Origin of the sequence: Gilvimarinus gilvus (assembly GCF_030518155.1) — a bacterium.
Lineage (GTDB): Bacteria > Pseudomonadota > Gammaproteobacteria > Pseudomonadales > Cellvibrionaceae > Gilvimarinus > Gilvimarinus gilvus.
In genome coordinates, this window is sequence record NZ_JAULRU010000418.1 from 228792 (window position 1) to 244977 (window position 16186).

Genomic DNA, 16186 nt, shown 5'->3' on the forward strand with positions numbered 1-16186 from the left:
TAGACTCTCCAGAGACAAAATATGTCGGCCCCATTGGCCAACTGCACCGAAAAGGCTAAGAGTTACGTACCGGAAATAACCGGTCAAATGGTTAAAACGGGTTATAACCTACAGAATATTGACATTTCAGCCAGAAGAGCCCATTTGCCTCTGCCTGACGACGAAGTTCAATAACAATCCGACCGTCGCTGGCCGCCCCTATAAAGGCTGGCCAGAGACGACACAAAACACGCTAGCGTTGATGAGTCGCTGGGCTGCTGCGCCCAACAAGTAAGACTAGGAAACGCATGAAAAGAATGCTTATAAATGCAACTCAGCCAGAAGAGTTGCGAGTTGCACTGGTAGACGGCCAGTGGTTATACGATCTCGACATTGAAAATCGCAATCGCGAGCAAAAAAAGGCCAATATTTACAAAGGCCGAATCACCCGGGTTGAACCCAGCTTAGAAGCTGCTTTTGTCGACTATGGCGCTGAGCGTCACGGCTTTTTGCCCCTAAAAGAAATCTCACGCGAGTACTTCTCTAAGCCTTCCGGCGACTCTGACGGCCGTATTAAAATCAAAGAGGTTGTTAAAGAAGGCACCGAAGTTATTGTTCAGGTGGATAAAGAGGAGCGTGGCAACAAAGGTGCCGCACTGACTACTTTTATTAGTCTGGCGGGGCGCTACCTGGTATTAATGCCCAACAATCCACGTGCCGGCGGCATCTCTCGCCGTATTGAAGGTGAAGACCGCGCCGAGCTGCGCGATGCCCTCAGCCAGATCGAAATCCCCAATGGCATGGGTATCATTATCCGCACCGCCGGTGTTGGCCGCAGCGCAGAAGAATTGCAGTGGGATTTAAACTACCTACTGCAACTCTGGGAGTCGATCGACAAGGGTGCCAAAGAAGCAAAAGCGCCGGCATTTTTGTTCCAGGAAAGTAACGTCATTATTCGCGCAATACGCGATTACCTGCGTCAAGACGTTGGCGAAGTGATTGTCGACAATAAAGAGTCTTTCGATCTTGCCTCAGGGTTTATTGGTCAGGTCATGCCGAACTTTGGTAACAAAGTTAAGCTTTACGAAGACGACATCCCACTGTTCAACCGCTATCAAATAGAGAGCCAAATCGAAACCGCATTCCAGCGCGAAGTGAAACTGCCTTCGGGCGGCTCGATCGTTATCGACGTTACCGAAGCGCTGGTGTCTATTGATATCAACTCTTCGCGCGCCACTAAAGGCGGCGACATCGAAGAAACGGCCGTGCAAACAAACCTGGAAGCGGCCGACGAAATTGCTCGCCAATTGCGTTTGCGCGATATGGGCGGCCTGGTTGTTATCGACTTTATTGATATGCAAGCTACGCGCAATCAGCGCGAAGTTGAAAACCGAATTCGCGACGCCCTTGCTATGGATCGGGCCCGCGTGCAAATCGGGCGCATTTCCCGCTTCGGCCTGCTGGAAATGTCTCGTCAACGACTGCGCCCGTCACTGGGTGAAGTGCACTCGAAAATCTGTCCACGCTGTAATGGTCAAGGCACCATTCGCGGTACCCGCTCACTTGCGCTGTCTATTTTGCGACTGGTTGAAGAGGAAGCACAAAAAGAACGCAGCGCAGAAATACGCGCAATTGCGCCAATGTCTGTCGCAACCTATTTGCTCAACGAAAAGCGTAAAACCATTTTCAGCATCGAGCAACGCAATAACACCCGTGTTGTGATTGTGCCGAACGGCGAAATGACCACGCCGCATTTTGAAGTGCAACGCTTACGCGACGACGACGAAGGAACCTTGGAAACAAGCTACAAAATTGTCGCCAGCGATGAGCATCACGAGCATGAATCTACCGCCGAAGAGGCACCGGTTGCACTGCCAAAACCACTGGTGCAACCCACAGCGCCCATCGAGCAAGCCCCCGCGCCTACTGTAAAAGCACAGCCGGGATTAGTGGCTCGCATGATTTCTTGGCTGCAAGAACTTTTCAGTGACGAAGAGAAACAGGAAAAATCAAAACCCAAAAGCAAGGGGCACAATCGCAAGCCAAGCAATCAACGCTCGCGTCGCGGAGGCAAACAACAGAACCGCAACCGCCGTGGCAACAACAGGAATGACGATCGCGAGCAACAAAACGAAAACAAAACAAAAGAGTCGGCAAAATCCAAGCCCAGCGCGCCAGACAATGACGGCAACGACTCTCAGAACAAGCGCGAACGCAATGACAATCGCTCTAATCGTGGCCGCCGCGGTCGTGGTCGCAACCGCAATCGTGATCGCGACGAGAGCCGCAATAATGAAAATGACTCGGACACGCAGAATCAGACTGACAACCAAAGTCAAGTTGCGAGTCAACCACAAAGCAAGACTGCAGAGTCTGATGAGCAGCGTCCGGCAAAGCGTCCTTCGGGTCGCCGCAGGAATCAACGTCGCCGTCGCCGTGACGGGGACACTAACGACAATCAAAACACACAGGATCTGACCAACAATCCGGCAAGCGAAGACAAGTCACAAAGCGAAAGCAAACGTGAAGGCCAACGCAATGACAACAAACCGGAAAACAAAGGCAAGGTGCAAACTAACGTAGCACAAGCTGGCGAATCGCAACAAAAGCCGGCGGCCGCGAAACCACAAAATCAGCAGCCACGCGACAGCAACGGCGAGAAACAAGAAAACACTGCCACAAAGCCGAGCCGAGATGTTGAGCCCGCAAAAGAGAATGCACCGACAGGCGACACCCAAGAACAGGCCAAGCCTGAACTTGCAGTTAGCAGTGCCAACGCGGCGGCGCCAAGCGATTTGGCAACTGCGGTAGAGGCGGAGCCCAAAGAAGCTAAAGAGCACGTCCCCCAAACGCTGACCAGTAATCCCGACATTGTCAGCGACGCAGAAACTGCAAAGTCCGGCACGGAAAGTGGCAACACCGAGACCGAACAATCCGCGGTAAACGAGGCTCCAGAGCAAGAGCAAGTACCCGCTGCTGCAGAGGTTGAGCAAGCACCTGCCGCAGAGGTTAATGCCCCTGTCACTGCGCCGGCGCCAATCGATACAGCGGCAAACACCGGAGAAGATGGCAGCGCTTCAGTCGCCGAAACCGCTATTGAAGCGAACTCAGCGGCAGAGAAGACTGAAGAACAGCCAGTTGCGCGGGAAAGTGCCGAGGTACAGCTAGCCGACAAAAATGGCGGCAAGGCGACATCTCGTGTATTCACTCGCGCCTCCAACGATCCGCGCGTATCGCCCAAGCCCGTGCAGCAGACGAGAATCTTGACCGAAACTCGCAGCACACCGCAACCGCGGGCACTGGACACCAGCCAGCCCTCGCGTGTTGTGCACAACCCGCGCAAGCTTGCCCGCCCCGCCAACGACCCTCGGGCCGCCGGCGAAAACGGCGAGTTTAACCAGTAGAGCACACCACCGGGCTGGCCCAATCAGCCCGGTGGTTACTCCTTGCTCAAATATACGAAAATGTATGCAAGTATAGGAATAAACAGGTTTTTTTATTGGTTTTCACTTGCCAGTTAAAATTTCCCATGTATAATCTGCCCCACTTCGGAAGGGTGGCTGAGTGGTTGAAAGCACCGGTCTTGAAAACCGGCGTAGGTTAATAGCCTACCCAGGGTTCAAATCCCTGCCCTTCCGCCATATCCCGCTCGCAAGAGCATAAAAAAAGCGCCTTACTGGCGCTTTTTTTATGCTCGTTTTTTCTATCCTAGACACTTGATGAAACTTACCTGCGCCCCAATGTCTAAGACATGGACTAAGCGTGACAAAAGATTGCATTGCTTACCCAAGCTTGTATGATTACCCCTAACTTAAGCGTATTTGGAGCACAATCAATGGAACATATTCGCACAGCACACACAGCCGTATCGGACTCTACCGAAGTCAGTCGTGTTTTGCGCAACACCTACATGCTGTTGTCTATGACACTGGCTTTTAGTGCCCTCACCGCCGGCATTGCCATGGCAGTTAACATGCCCCACGGTGCAGGCCTGATTATGTCACTGGTCGCCATTGGCTTGGTGTGGTTTGTATTGCCTCGAACCGCCAACTCCTCTGCAGGCCTTGTGGTTGTCTTTGCCTTTACCGGACTGATTGGTGCCAGCCTTGGCCCTATGCTCAATTACTACCTGGCAACGGCTAACGGCACGTCAATTGTATTGCAAGCGCTTGGCGGCACCGCGTTTACTTTCCTGGGGTTGTCTGGTTACACACTTATGAGTCGTAAAGATTTCAGCTTCCTGCGCGGCTTCGTAGTCATGGGCGTCATGGTTATGCTCGGTGGCATGCTGCTGTTGATGGGTGCCGCCCTGTTTGGCTATCAAGTAGAAATGCTAAGCTTGGCATTCTCTGCTGGCGTCATTGTGCTCATGTCAGCCATTATTTTGTACCAAACTAGCGCCATTATTCACGGCGGCGAGCGCAACTACATTATGGCGACCACCAGTCTATATCTCGCCATCATCAACATCTTTACCAGCTTGTTGCACCTGCTGGGCGCTTCTGACGACTGATCATCATCACGCTGCAGGAAAAGCCCCGCAAGGGGCTTTTTTAATGCCTATGAAATACACTGTAGTCGTGATGGGAGCCCCCGAGGGCAGCCAAAGCAGCCGCACCGCACTGGCCTTCTGCCATGCTCTAGTCGATCAAAATCACACACTGGAACGCATATTTTTTTATGCCGACGGCGTACACAATGCCAGCATGTTAGTAACACCGCCGCAAGATGAGCAGAACCTTCCCGCTGATTGGTCAAATTTTATTCAGCAGTATGATGTTGACGCCGTCGTCTGCATTGCTGCCGCCCTTAGGCGCGGCATTATGGACACCGATGAGCAGTCGCGTTACCAGAAATCAGCGGCCAATCTTAGCGCAGCGTTTAGCCTCAGCGGTCTCGGCCAACTTATCGCCGCCACGGCCTCGAGTGATCGAACTATTACGTTTGGAGCTTAACTGTGAGCCGCATACTTTGCGTTAGTCGCCATGCCCCCTATCAAACCAGTCATGCCAATGATGCACTGGATGCCGTCCTGGCTGCAGGCGCCTTCGATCAGGACATTGGCTTGTTGCTTATAGACGAAGGTGTATGGCAGCTTGTAACCCAACAAGACGCGCCCTACGTCGGGAAAAAAGACCTCAGTAAAAAGCTCTGTGCGCTAGCGCTGTATGGAATTGAAAACATTTTTGTCCATGAGCCATCTCTACAAGGCCGACTCTTGACGCGTGACTCATTGTGCCTAGATAACGTACAATTACTGACCAACAAGGAAACGCGCCAGCTATTCGACCAATATGAGCAAATATTGAGCTTTTAATGAGCACATTGCACACTGTCAACAAATCGCCTTTTCAGGACAATTCGCTCGCCTCCTGCCTGCAACTTTGTAGTGTTGGCGACAGCGTGCTATTGATAGAAGATGGCGCCTACGGCGCGAGCCAAAGTTCGCCATGCGCAAAAGAATTGATAAGTCTGCTAAACGAGGGCACCAGGATATACGTACTGGAAAACGATGTAAGAGCCCGCGGGTTGCAGCTACTTTTGGACGGCATAGAATTGACCGATTACCAAGGCTTTGTCCAATTATCAAGCACTCACCGCTGCATACAAAGCTGGTACTAATATGGCCGATTCCCTCCCTGCCCTCGATAAGGATGGTTATCTCCTATCGCTTGGCGACTGGAGCGGCGAGGTTGCCGCTATTCTTGCGCGCAACGAAGGGATAACGCTGACAGCCCAGCACTGGGAAATCATTGAGCTTATTCAGGCATTTTATAAAGACTTCGAATTAGCGCCAGCCAATCGGGCCTTGGTTCGCTATATTCAGCAAACCCTTGGTGGCGAAAAAGGCAAAAGCATATATCTGATGCAGCTTTTCCCGCCAAATCCCGCACTGATAGCCGCGAAAATTGCGGGCCTTCCCAGGCCCGCCAATTGCTTTTAATTTTATTCAAAACCACAAGTGTGTTACTTGCCGGAGGTCTTGCGATACTCTTTGGTAAGCGCCACTACCACACCGGACAGCATAACCAACGCGATTAGATTGGGGACGGCCATCAGTCCGTTCAAAATATCAGCCACAATCCATACATAGTGCAAATCTGCAGTCGCCCCCACAAATATTGCCAATACCCAAAGGACGCGGAACGGTGTGATAATCCAGGAGCCAAATAAATACTGGGCACAGCGCTCACCATAGTAACTCCAACCCAACAGCGTCGTGAAAGCGAACAGCACAATCGCGAGGGATATAATCAGTTCACCAAATGGAATACCCGCAGCGAAAGCTGCCTGCGACATTTGCGCACCTTTGGCATCACCCGACCATACGCCGGTAGCAACTATAGCCAGACCAGTAATGCTGCATACGATGATGGTGTCCAAAAAGGTTCCCAGCATCGCCACCATGCCCTGCTGTACGGGGCTTTCGGTTTTCGCTGCGGCATGAGCAATCGGGGCACTACCAAGACCGGCTTCATTAGAAAATACACCGCGGGCCACACCGAACTGAATCGCCATCGCAATACCCGCCCCGGCAAAACCACCGGCCGCTGCCGTACCGTTAAACGCGCTATCGACAATCAATGCAAAGGCGGCTGGCACCTGGTCTGCGACCACAATCAATACAGCCAAGCCACAGGCCACATAAACAATCCCCATAATGGGTACGAGCTTACCGGCTACCTCGGCGATACGCTCGACACCACCAATCAACACAATAAATACCAACCCCATAAGCACTAATGCTGTCGCCTCCTGGGGTATTTGCCAGGCACCATTTAACGCATCGGCCACAGAATGTGCCTGCACGGTGTTGCCAATTCCAAAACCGGCAAAGCAACCAAACACCGCGAAAACGCCGCCGAGCCAAGCCCATTTTTTACCGAGCCCATTTTTAATATAATACATAGGCCCGCCGACATTGCGGCCACTCTCATCTTGCTCTCGGTAATGCACTGCACATACCGCTTCAGCGTACTTTGTCGCCATCCCCACCAGCGCCATGCACCACATCCAGAATAGTGCGCCAGGCCCACCTAAACCAATAGCCGTTGCGACTCCGACAATATTGCCGGTTCCGATTGTGGCGGAAAGTGCCGTCATTAATGCGTTGAAAGAGCTGACGTCTCCCTGACCCACACTGCGCCGGCCGCGCCAAAGCTGCGTAAAACCTGCCGGTATTTTAAGTAATGGAAAACCGCACAGGCGCACCATCAAAAATACGCCCACCAAGGGTAGAAGCCACAACAGAAACCATTTGCCCCAAATAAAACTGCTTATTGAACCTAACCATTGCTCCATTGCTACGCCCGCTGTTAAAAATTGTTCTTGTAAGGAAACAGACCAAAAACACCGCCCGTGTGCACAAAGACAATGTCTTTTTGTTTTATATTGCCTTTCTTGTGCTCTGCCAGCATACCGTAAAAGGCTTTACCGGTATAAACCGGATCGAGTACCAGTCCGTCGGCTGCGGCTAACGATGCTATAACGTCGAAAACCTCTGGGTAACCCAGAGCATAACCTGGGCCAATATAGCCCTCGAGCACTTTCACAGGCTCTACACTGGGCAACTCACCATCGGGAAATAGAGATTGTGCATGAGCAATATCCTCACTCACCCGACGCTGAAAGTACTCTGCGCTATCACACACGGCTACTCCCAGCACCTCCGCTTGAGGAGCGAACACTCGCAAGCCCGCAGCAAGGCCAGCCAGTGTTCCGCCTGAGCCTGCTGCGCAAACGACAAGGGGATTGTCAATTCCATGGCGAGCAAAATCTTCTGCCATTTCTTGCGCGGCAGCAACGTAACCCCAAATACCGACACCATCACTAGCCCCCGTTGGAATGCAGTAAGGTCGCCTGCCGCGTTTTTTCAACTCGCTCGCAGTCTCGCTGAATAGCTGGGTAAGCTCGCGTTGATACGTCTGCACAGGAAACGTCTGGATGTTCGCACCCGCTAGTTGACTCAGCAGTAAGTTTCCATCCGCAGGCGCCACCGACTCTCCACGCAATATCAAATGACATTCGAAGTCATGCATTGCGGCCACCAGAGCAGTCGCTCGACAGTGATTTGACTGCAATCCACCACAGGTAATCAGCGTATCAGCCCCTTTGCGCATGGCGTCAGCCATCACGTATTCGAGCTTTCTGATTTTATTACCGCTAAGTACCGAACCGGTAAGATCATCGCGCTTGCACCAAAGGCGTACATCAGGGCCGGCATGCAAAGAAAACGTTAGGCGCTGAAGCGGTGTTGGCCGCTGAGCGAGCGATATACGCTCTGGAAAGACTAATTGGGGGGGCATCCCGATCTCCACCGTAGACTTTCTGCCATTATAGGTGGGATCGGGTTAAAATAAGAAGATTAGATGGACTTAATAGTGCCTTTGGGCAATACCGCGTGCACTGCAACCTTCTGAAATTTCAGCTCAATGTTATTGCCGGTTTCGAGGACGATATAACTATCGTCAACCTTTACCACTTTACCCAGCATGCCACTGGTTAACAAAACCTCGTCACCTTTCTGCAGACTGCTGACCAGATTCTGGTGCTCCTTCTGGCGCTTGCGTTGTGGGCGAATTATCAACAAGTACATGAAAACAAACAAACCGCCGAACATCAGCAGGTTCACGTACATAGGCGCACCTTGTGGTGCCGCCTGGGTCTGGGCAACGGCAGACTCAAATAGAAATCCCATGGACAAACCTCTTAGGCTAAAAAAGGCGTCACTCTACCTTGTTTAAGAGGTTCAGGCAACGAAATCAAAGACTTGGGTAATATATAGCCACTAAAAAAAGCCGGCTAAGCGGCCGGCCTTCGGAATATAAAACTTATCTCGTGTTGGGTGTTGGGGGCTAGCAGGCTGTTGAAAAACCCCTTGCATGCTCAGCGAGGCCCGAAGCGTGCAGATGTCGCGCCTTGTCTCGACGGACAGGGTGGCTCCCTTTGCTAGAGGCAAGGTGCGGCAGATGTGCGCTTCAGGCCTCGCCCTGCGGGACTTCCAGGCTGCCCCGTACTCGTCGTTGCCACTTTTCGATGGGTGGGCACACACCGTCAAAGTGGCGCCTAGATTACGAACCAGCCTGAGAGTCTGAGTACGTGAGGGATTTTTCAACAGCCTGCTAGGCGTAATCCCGAAACAGCTTGCGAAACACGCTCGGAGACAGGTTGGTCCAGCGCTTAAAAGCGTTCGTAAAGCTGGTTCTGTCGGAGAAGTCGAGCGCAGAGGATACAGAGTCAACACTCATATGCTCTTCAATCAAGTACTTTATAGCGTAGTGAAACCGCAAGCTGTCCCGCAGCTGAGCAAAGCTTGACTCCTGTTGCTGTAACCGACGCTGTAAGGTGCGTTTGGAAAGGTTTAGGTCTTCGGCTATGTTCTCGATTGCCATAGGCGAATGACCTACGCGCTTTTGCAGTGCCCCAACCACTCGGGCAGCCACCCCTTCAACCATGGGCAATCGCGCTAAAACCACGTATTCGTGATAAGAGCGGATACCGGAGCGAGTAAATCCGTCTTCGTCCGTAATCTGTGGACCTAATCTTTGCAGCTGAATCATTGGGGCTCTCCTTGTGCCGGGTACTCAATTAAACCTGTTCGCCGAATTAGAGTAATTATAGAAAATATAATGCCATTTCCGGGAAGTAACAATCTAAAGTGGCGCATTTTTAAGACTTCTTTCGCCGCAGACCTTAGCCTAATAGATGGTCTGGTCATAACGGAGCCATTCCACTGCCGCTCGTATATCACTAGCACAATCTTCCCGTGGTATTGATTATAGGCTAAGTGGCGTATTTATTTTAATAGACTACATGCTTTTCTGCGAATTTTTGCGCCGGATCACATTTGAGTTCATCGCGAGATAACATAATGTTTAATAGGACGCCAATTGACGCCCCGAACCGTATCCAATCACAACAGCTCATCAAGCTCGGCCAACAGGTCCTCATGATGCGTCTTGGTTTTAAATTTGTCCATAACTTTCAATAACTTGCCATCTTTTCCAATAATAAATGTGGTACGTATCAAACCCATAAATTCCTTTCCCATAAACTTTTTGAGCCCCCAACAGCCGTATTTGTCAGCAATGGCGTGATCCTCGTCAGACAAAAGGTCGAAATTTAGCTGATGCTTCTCAATGAATTTAGGCAATCTCGCTACCGGGTCCGGACTGATGCCAAATACCACTACATCGCGCACGGCCAATTCCTTTGCAACATCTCGAATGCCGCAAGCCTGAGTCGTGCAGCCAGGCGTAAGCGCTTTAGGATAGAAAAACAACACAACATTTTTCTTACCGCGAAAATCTTTGAGTGCGACGCTCTGACCATCTTGATCCTTTAGGGTGAACGCTGGGGCCAAATTACCGATTTTAGGATACGTCATTCATTACTCCTCACTGTCTGCTTTGGGCTCGTCGGCGTTTAGCAACGCGAATAGTGCCGCTTTTTCTTCTTGGGTAACCGGTGTCGAGGTCACTTTTTCTAGCTTCTCAACACAAGAGCGGTTTCGCCCAGCCTCTTTAGCCTGATACAACTGCGCATCTGCAGATGCTACTAATTGTTCCGGGGTGCAGTTACGCTCACTGCTGAATACACTAACCCCTAGACTCATGGTGACATGAAGCTCGTCACCGTCATTACAGTGGATAGTGTCCTGCTCAATAGCTTGACGAACTCGCTCGGCGATACGCTCAGCTTGCCGGATATTTGTACCAGGCAATATCAACGCGAACTCTTCTCCACCGTAGCGGCAAGCGATATCCAGCTTACGCAAATTCCGGTCGATACACTTGGCAACTTGCTTCAACACTACATTGCCAAGCTCATGGCCGTAGCGATCATTGAAACTTTTAAAATGGTCGACATCACCAATAACAAGACCCATCGGCTGATTACTACGCCGCACGCGCTCTATTTCGTTTGCCAATGTTTCTTTAAAGTGTCGATAGTTAAAAAGCTCTGTTAGCGCGTCGGTGCGAGCCAGCATCTTTAGAGCTTCTAACTCATTGCGTAAACACAGAACTTCGTCCTTGTACGGACATTCTGGGCCACAAGCCGGACACTCTCTGTGATTCGCGTCTTTTTCCGTCATAGAGCTCTAATCGCGGTAACGTTTGGTAAGATCCTGATAATCGTCAATACGGCGGTCGCGTAGAAACGGCCATATTCGGCGGACATTTTCGGAACGCTGTTTATCTATAGTGACTACTACAGCGGCCTCGGCGGCGTCCAGTTGTACCAAAAACTCGCCTTGCGGGCCCGCCACAAATGAATTGCCCCAAAAGTCGATTCCTTCGCCGCCACCAGGATCAACTTCGTGACCAACTCGGTTAACACTAATAACCGGCACTCCATTGGCAACAGCATGCGCGCGCTGCACGGTTACCCAAGCATCTTTCTGGCGTTGCTTTTCGTCAGGCTCATCGGAGGGACACCAACCAATTGCAGTAGGATAAATCAGGAATTCCGCCCCTGCCATAGCCATCAGTCTGGCCGCTTCCGGAAACCATTGATCCCAACATACCAGCACTCCCAAGCGGCCTACCGATGTAGCGATAGGTTCAAACCCCAAATCTCCCGGTGTAAAATAAAATTTTTCGTAAAAGCCGGGGTCATCTGGGATGTGCATTTTCCGATACTTGCCGGCGATGGTTCCATCACGCTCAATCACCACCGCCGTATTATGGTAAAGGCCAGTAGCACGCTTTTCAAACAGTGAAGCGACTATGACAATGCCCAACTCGCGCGCTACCGCTCCCAATGTAGTCGTTGTTGGGCCGGGAATGGTTTCTGCCTGATCAAACTCATTAACGTCTTCTTGCTGGCAAAAATACAGTCCCCGGTGTAACTCCTGCAGTACAACAAGCTGGGCCCCCTGTTTGGCAAGCTCACGAATTCTAGTGATAGATTTCTCAATATTGTCTTCAAGATTCTCGCTACAACTTTGCTGCACCAAACCCACATTAAGACTTTTCACGGTTTACCACTCCTTCAGGTAACTGCATAGTGACACAATGTAAACTGCCGTGTTGCTCGATTAAAGGCAAACAATCTATGCCAATGATGTCGTAACCCGAGAAGGCAGCACCGATAACGTCTAGTGCGTGAGCGTCGTTAGGGTCGGAGTAAAGGGGAACCAGTACTGCGCCATTCAGAATCAGAAAATTTGCATAAGTGGCCGGCAACCGATCGCCCGTCTCACTGTAAACTGCACTTGGCAAGGGTAAACGAAACAAACGATAGGGCTCGTACGCAGCATTGGTGAATGTCTCGATTTGCGCCTGCATTTTAGCAAGCTCCTCAAAGTGTTCATCTTGGGGATCATCGCACCCTACGTACAACAGTATTCTATTTGGCCCCAAGCGGGCCAGGGTATCTATATGACTGTCAGTATCGTCGCCCGCCAAATAACCGTATTCCAACCAATTTACTTTAATAGCACCTAGAGTTTCACGTAAATGCGCTTCGATAGCATCTTTGGACAGCTGCGGATTGCGGTTCGGATTGAGTAGGCACTGCGCAGTTGTCAGTAGCGCTCCCGTTTCATCGATCTCTAAAGCGCCTCCCTCGAGGACCGTATCGATAGGCTTTACGGGTGCGTTGAACGCGCCCAAAGAGGCCAAATTGCCGGTTATGCAATTATCCAGCTCAGACTCAAACTTTGCCCCCCAACCGTTGAATGTAAAATCCAACAATGTGCGCTGTGCACCCACAGCGACGGTGAGTGGACCGTGATCTCGCGCCCAGGTGTCGTTCGTTTGGCTAGCATAGATTTTATAGCAATCGGGAGCAATTGAGGCGGCAGAAAGTTTCTGATGAATGTGCTCGTGGCACCAAGCAGGAGCGGCTACAATTAAACGTGCACGTGAGCAGATTGCCTTGGCCAACTCACAATAAACAGCTTCAGCGCGCTCCAGTATCGGCCGCCAATCGGTATCGGCATGGGGCCAGGTCAGTAATACCGCATCTTGCTTGGCCCATTCGGGCAATAATTGCATGCGCGCCATGAACACCTACCTTCATATACACTGGAGCCGATGATTTTGGCGCGAATACTAAGGCCATACACGGCCACTGGCAATACTAATTAACAACTTCTTGTGCAGGCAACACAACTTGCTGCGGACGCTCATTGGCCTTCTTGAGTACAGCCTCTGTCTTGCCACCTACCCATATGACAGCCTTTATTACTTTCTGTGGAAAGGCAATATCTTCTCCTGCGTGCGAAAGCCTTAAAGTCAGGTAGTATTTACCTGCGCCGCTAGACTGTAGAGTCACAGCAAGTGGTAGCTCACCTCCCGAGACCGAGGAAAAACGATAAACACTACCGTCGATGACGTCCAAGCCAACATCACCCTCAACGTTAACTTCAACCTGCCCCCTTTGTAGACCACTTAACAATACCAGGTCCAATACCGAAACACTCTCTACAGGCACCACATATTCAGAGTGCTTTAAGCCGACCGCCATTGATGGCTTGCCGATAGGGCCATACTTGGCTCCCTCATTCACAATAGGCAGTCCCCTTTCCAGCCCAGTTACTTTATTTGTTTCAGTCTGCGTGTCGCTACTGCAAGCAATTACCCCTGTGAGGCAACAAGCACAAATCAATACTTTCCGAAAATAATTCATATCAACATCCCTAAGGCGATGGCGCCACTGTTAAATCAAAACATGACGCTTCACTGGTGGTGTGCAATGCCCAGTCCTGTACAGAAATAATGTAAGTGTCCCCGCTGCTTAAAGTTACGTTAGTGGTTTCTGAGTCCACCGCCCCAGAGAAACCAGTAGCTATGGTTGTTTTGGTTCGCGTTACAGTAAAGTCGGGGTCCGCTTCTCTCTCAGCTGGGCTGGTTTTGACCATAGACACTTCATAAAGCCCGCTAACCGTAGGAACAACTTTAAAGAAGACCCAAGATCCCAACTTGTTCGAGCCTGCCTCAAAACCATTGGCTTGCGTACTGCAGACATTAACTGCAGAGCCGTCAGCGGTTATCGATTTATACACCGGCAACACCGCAGCTGTCCCACCATCATTTGCCTCACCTACAGCAAACGCATCAACAGAATTTATAGTTTGGTCAGTATACAAACTTTGAAATACAGAGAAGCTCGCGGGAGCCAGATCCTGCAAGCGATCGGCAAAAGTAAAAATACTAAGTAGGGCTTCGGAGTTGGTGTAACTGCTATCTGTCAGCACTTCATATATTGCTGCAAAGCCACTGCTGGTAATGGCAAAGTTGTACAAAATCGACTGAACCGACGATTCGTTAAACCACCCTTCGTTTGCGAAGCTAGGGCCGCTACCAATATCGAAACCACCGGCTCCCGACTGCTGAGTCCCGAAAGTATCCAAATATAAAGGATCATCTAGCACATGACCTGCGACCGCATTCCCAAACCCTTCTGAGAAGGCGACACGCATGTCGAGCTTATCATCACCACCATGTGGGCCTCCGATTGAATCCTGACGCTCTCCGAGACTGTCCTCTAGGTAATGGGCCCACTCGTGTGCGACAACATGCTCGTCATATTCGTCCGTGTCGAAATTCTCTTCCCCCAAAATGTATATATTTGAGGACGAATAAAAACTTGTACCAATATTACCTCCGGCTAAATCACCGCTGGCGGTATTATTAAGGGGCGACCAGCGAAACCGCGAAACCGGCAAAATCAAGTTCTCATCCACCGCCACCAACTGTTGCAATATATTATATGTTGTATCCAAAATCGCGAACGGCGCTGCTGCTCTGGGCGCGCCATAGGCACTTCCCGTCCAGCCCGAGGCTGCGTGTAAATCACGACTAGAGTCGCTGACACCTGAGCTGGCCAAAGCGCCCTCTAATACGTAGAGCGCATTGCCATTGGTGTTATCCTCGACCCGCAAATGCCAACCAGGCGTTCCGCTTTTTTGTGACCGGGCTTCCACTTGCACTTTCACTAAGGTGTTTGAATCTACGCTAAAACTGTAACTCCCGGTCTCGGAAGTCACGGTGGAGAGCAACACCTGATTAGAGCTATCGAGCAGATTAACGGCTGCTCCGCGCACCGGCATGGGCAAAGTTGCATCGTAGTCCAGGCCAAAGTTTGTTACCGGTACACGATCATAGGTCACATTTCCGCTTAGCAATACCGTAGCAGGTTCGGAGCTGGAGGACTCACTGCTCGAGGCGCTAGACAAGCTCGAAGACTCACTGCTTGATGAGCTGGATTCTGAGCTTATACTGCTACTGGATTCTGATGACTGAGAGCTGCTTGAACTGCTCGATTCACTTGAACTACTGGATTCGCTTGAACTACTGGATTCGCTTGAGCTTGAAGACGATTCGCTGCTAGCACTTGAGGCATCTGATGAGGCGCTACTGGATTCTGACGAGCTGGATGAACTTACCGATCCCGTTGAGGAGGAACCACCTCCTCCACCGCCTCCGCCACAGGCCGACAGCGTCAATACAGCGCTCACCGTCAACGCCTTTACAATCATCCATGAACCATAAAACTGAGGCATATTATTATCCCACGCAATATTCAAACATCCACGTACCGGTCTTAGTACGATTACTACACCAACAAGGTCATTGTGATCTGCTGCGAGTATAGCCAATTGTGCCCTATTCTGCTCAAAATTCTGACAGGTAGCGGATTGCAGCATATGGACAATCAATGACCTAGCTTGCCCATAGTGCTAAAGTAACATCATTCAACCTCCCTGGAGTATTTTGCACGTGTTTCGCCTCCTCCCTATTTTACTGTTTATTGCGCTTATATTCTTTGGCTTTAATTGGCTTAAACGTCAACCGCCGGGGAAAAAGCGTCGGGCAATTTTGCAGGCACTGGTTGCGGTCTCGATGGCGCTATTGATATTTTTGGTGATTACGGGGCGCATTCACTGGCTCGGAGCAGCGTTAGCCGCCCTTATTCCTCTGGCAAAATTTGGCCTCGGCCTGGTGGCACAGGTCCTACCTTTTCTCAAACACAGATCGTCACAATCACCCAGCCCGGCCCCCGCAGCAATGACACCTGATGAAGCGGCGGAAACTTTGGGGCTTCACCAGGCGTTTCGGGACAACAACCTCAACAAAGAAGTCGTCTTAAAAGCGCATAAGTCATTGATGCAAAAAGTACACCCTGACCGAGGCGGCAACGACTATTTAGCCGCTCGTGTAAACCAAGCAAAAGACATCTTATTGAAGAATCTGTAACC

General features: G+C 50.8%; 17 protein-coding genes and 1 tRNA gene. 8 read left to right on the forward strand and 10 right to left on the reverse strand.

Annotated features, from left to right (window positions below):
• Positions 1 to 287: 287 nt before the first annotated feature.
• From rne to QWI17_RS07800, 7 genes are all read left to right on the forward strand, one after another.
• Positions 288 to 3383, forward strand: coding sequence for a ribonuclease E (rne, locus tag QWI17_RS07770; protein ID WP_302721949.1), 3096 nt, complete (start codon positions 288 to 290; stop codon positions 3381 to 3383).
• A gap of 146 nt (positions 3384 to 3529) precedes the next feature.
• Positions 3530 to 3620 (forward strand) — tRNA-Ser (locus QWI17_RS07775).
• Between the two features lie 194 nt (positions 3621 to 3814).
• Positions 3815 to 4492, forward strand: a complete 678-nt coding sequence (locus QWI17_RS07780; protein ID WP_302721950.1) for a Bax inhibitor-1/YccA family protein — start codon at positions 3815 to 3817, stop codon at positions 4490 to 4492.
• A 49-nt stretch (positions 4493 to 4541) separates the two neighbouring features.
• Positions 4542 to 4934, forward strand: a complete 393-nt coding sequence (tusD, locus tag QWI17_RS07785) for a sulfurtransferase complex subunit TusD (RefSeq protein ID WP_302721951.1) — start codon at positions 4542 to 4544, stop codon at positions 4932 to 4934.
• Positions 4935 to 4936: 2 nt separating this feature from the next.
• The gene (tusC, locus tag QWI17_RS07790; protein ID WP_302721952.1) at positions 4937 to 5296 is read left to right on the forward strand and encodes a sulfurtransferase complex subunit TusC; all 360 of its coding nucleotides are present in this window, start codon (positions 4937 to 4939) and stop codon (positions 5294 to 5296) included.
• Positions 5296 to 5601, forward strand: a complete 306-nt coding sequence (tusB, locus tag QWI17_RS07795; protein WP_302721953.1) for a sulfurtransferase complex subunit TusB — start codon at positions 5296 to 5298, stop codon at positions 5599 to 5601. The genes tusC and tusB overlap by 1 nt, the downstream gene beginning before the upstream one ends.
• Before the next feature lies 1 nt (position 5602).
• Positions 5603 to 5923: a TusE/DsrC/DsvC family sulfur relay protein gene (locus QWI17_RS07800; protein ID WP_302721954.1), complete on the forward strand. Its 321-nt coding sequence runs from the start codon at positions 5603 to 5605 to the stop codon at positions 5921 to 5923.
• A 23-nt stretch (positions 5924 to 5946) separates the two neighbouring features.
• Here QWI17_RS07800 and QWI17_RS07805 read toward each other — a convergent pair whose 3' ends face one another.
• From QWI17_RS07805 to QWI17_RS07850, 10 genes are all read right to left on the reverse strand, one after another.
• Positions 5947 to 7281 (reverse strand): alanine/glycine:cation symporter family protein, encoded by a 1335-nt coding sequence (locus QWI17_RS07805; protein ID WP_302721955.1) that lies wholly within the window; start codon positions 7279 to 7281, stop codon positions 5947 to 5949.
• A 14-nt stretch (positions 7282 to 7295) separates the two neighbouring features.
• Positions 7296 to 8285, reverse strand: coding sequence for a 1-aminocyclopropane-1-carboxylate deaminase/D-cysteine desulfhydrase (locus QWI17_RS07810; protein ID WP_302721956.1), 990 nt, complete (start codon positions 8283 to 8285; stop codon positions 7296 to 7298).
• Positions 8286 to 8344: 59 nt separating this feature from the next.
• The gene (yajC, locus tag QWI17_RS07815) at positions 8345 to 8677 is read right to left on the reverse strand and encodes a preprotein translocase subunit YajC (protein WP_302721957.1); all 333 of its coding nucleotides are present in this window, start codon (positions 8675 to 8677) and stop codon (positions 8345 to 8347) included.
• A 424-nt stretch (positions 8678 to 9101) separates the two neighbouring features.
• Positions 9102 to 9539 (reverse strand): helix-turn-helix domain-containing protein, encoded by a 438-nt coding sequence (locus QWI17_RS07820; RefSeq protein ID WP_302721958.1) that lies wholly within the window; start codon positions 9537 to 9539, stop codon positions 9102 to 9104.
• Positions 9540 to 9892: 353 nt separating this feature from the next.
• Positions 9893 to 10366, reverse strand: coding sequence for a thioredoxin-dependent thiol peroxidase (gene bcp / locus QWI17_RS07825; protein ID WP_302721959.1), 474 nt, complete (start codon positions 10364 to 10366; stop codon positions 9893 to 9895).
• Positions 10367 to 10369: 3 nt separating this feature from the next.
• A complete protein-coding gene (locus tag QWI17_RS07830; RefSeq protein WP_302721960.1) occupies positions 10370 to 11074 on the reverse strand; it encodes a GGDEF domain-containing protein in 705 nt (234 codons plus the stop codon).
• Between the two features lie 6 nt (positions 11075 to 11080).
• Positions 11081 to 11959 carry a carbon-nitrogen hydrolase gene (locus QWI17_RS07835; RefSeq protein ID WP_319835080.1) on the reverse strand — a complete coding sequence of 293 codons (879 nt, stop codon included), beginning with the start codon at positions 11957 to 11959 and terminating at the stop codon, positions 11081 to 11083.
• Complete coding sequence (locus tag QWI17_RS07840) at positions 11946 to 12989, reverse strand: agmatine deiminase family protein (protein WP_302721961.1); 1044 nt, start codon at positions 12987 to 12989, stop codon at positions 11946 to 11948. Before QWI17_RS07840 ends, QWI17_RS07835 begins: the two co-directional genes overlap by 14 nt.
• 76 nt (positions 12990 to 13065) lie before the next feature.
• A complete protein-coding gene (locus tag QWI17_RS07845; protein ID WP_302721962.1) occupies positions 13066 to 13494 on the reverse strand; it encodes a hypothetical protein in 429 nt (142 codons plus the stop codon).
• A gap of 130 nt (positions 13495 to 13624) precedes the next feature.
• Positions 13625 to 15490 (reverse strand): hypothetical protein, encoded by a 1866-nt coding sequence (locus QWI17_RS07850; protein ID WP_302721963.1) that lies wholly within the window; start codon positions 15488 to 15490, stop codon positions 13625 to 13627.
• Positions 15491 to 15707: 217 nt separating this feature from the next.
• Here QWI17_RS07850 and QWI17_RS07855 point away from each other — a divergent pair, with 217 nt between their 5' ends.
• Positions 15708 to 16184 (forward strand): J domain-containing protein, encoded by a 477-nt coding sequence (locus QWI17_RS07855; protein WP_302721964.1) that lies wholly within the window; start codon positions 15708 to 15710, stop codon positions 16182 to 16184.
• Positions 16185 to 16186 lie beyond the last annotated feature (2 nt).

What these genes read in the sequence shown, in the direction of transcription:
- rne (WP_302721949.1), top strand. Translation starts at nt 288, where the DNA reads ATGAAAAGAATGCTTATAAATGCAACTCAGCCAGAAGAGTTGCGAGTT.
- QWI17_RS07780 (WP_302721950.1), top strand. Translation starts at nt 3,815, where the DNA reads ATGGAACATATTCGCACAGCACACACAGCCGTATCGGACTCTACCGAA.
- tusD (WP_302721951.1), top strand. Translation starts at nt 4,542, where the DNA reads ATGAAATACACTGTAGTCGTGATGGGAGCCCCCGAGGGCAGCCAAAGC.
- tusB (WP_302721953.1), top strand. Translation starts at nt 5,296, where the DNA reads ATGAGCACATTGCACACTGTCAACAAATCGCCTTTTCAGGACAATTCG.
- QWI17_RS07800 (WP_302721954.1), top strand. Translation starts at nt 5,603, where the DNA reads ATGGCCGATTCCCTCCCTGCCCTCGATAAGGATGGTTATCTCCTATCG.
- QWI17_RS07805 (WP_302721955.1), bottom strand. Translation starts at nt 7,281, where the DNA reads ATGGAGCAATGGTTAGGTTCAATAAGCAGTTTTATTTGGGGCAAATGG.
- QWI17_RS07810 (WP_302721956.1), bottom strand. Translation starts at nt 8,285, where the DNA reads ATGCCCCCCCAATTAGTCTTTCCAGAGCGTATATCGCTCGCTCAGCGG.
- yajC (WP_302721957.1), bottom strand. Translation starts at nt 8,677, where the DNA reads ATGGGATTTCTATTTGAGTCTGCCGTTGCCCAGACCCAGGCGGCACCA.
- QWI17_RS07820 (WP_302721958.1), bottom strand. Translation starts at nt 9,539, where the DNA reads ATGATTCAGCTGCAAAGATTAGGTCCACAGATTACGGACGAAGACGGA.
- bcp (WP_302721959.1), bottom strand. Translation starts at nt 10,366, where the DNA reads ATGACGTATCCTAAAATCGGTAATTTGGCCCCAGCGTTCACCCTAAAG.
- QWI17_RS07830 (WP_302721960.1), bottom strand. Translation starts at nt 11,074, where the DNA reads ATGACGGAAAAAGACGCGAATCACAGAGAGTGTCCGGCTTGTGGCCCA.
- QWI17_RS07840 (WP_302721961.1), bottom strand. Translation starts at nt 12,989, where the DNA reads ATGGCGCGCATGCAATTATTGCCCGAATGGGCCAAGCAAGATGCGGTA.
- QWI17_RS07850 (WP_302721963.1), bottom strand. Translation starts at nt 15,490, where the DNA reads ATGCCTCAGTTTTATGGTTCATGGATGATTGTAAAGGCGTTGACGGTG.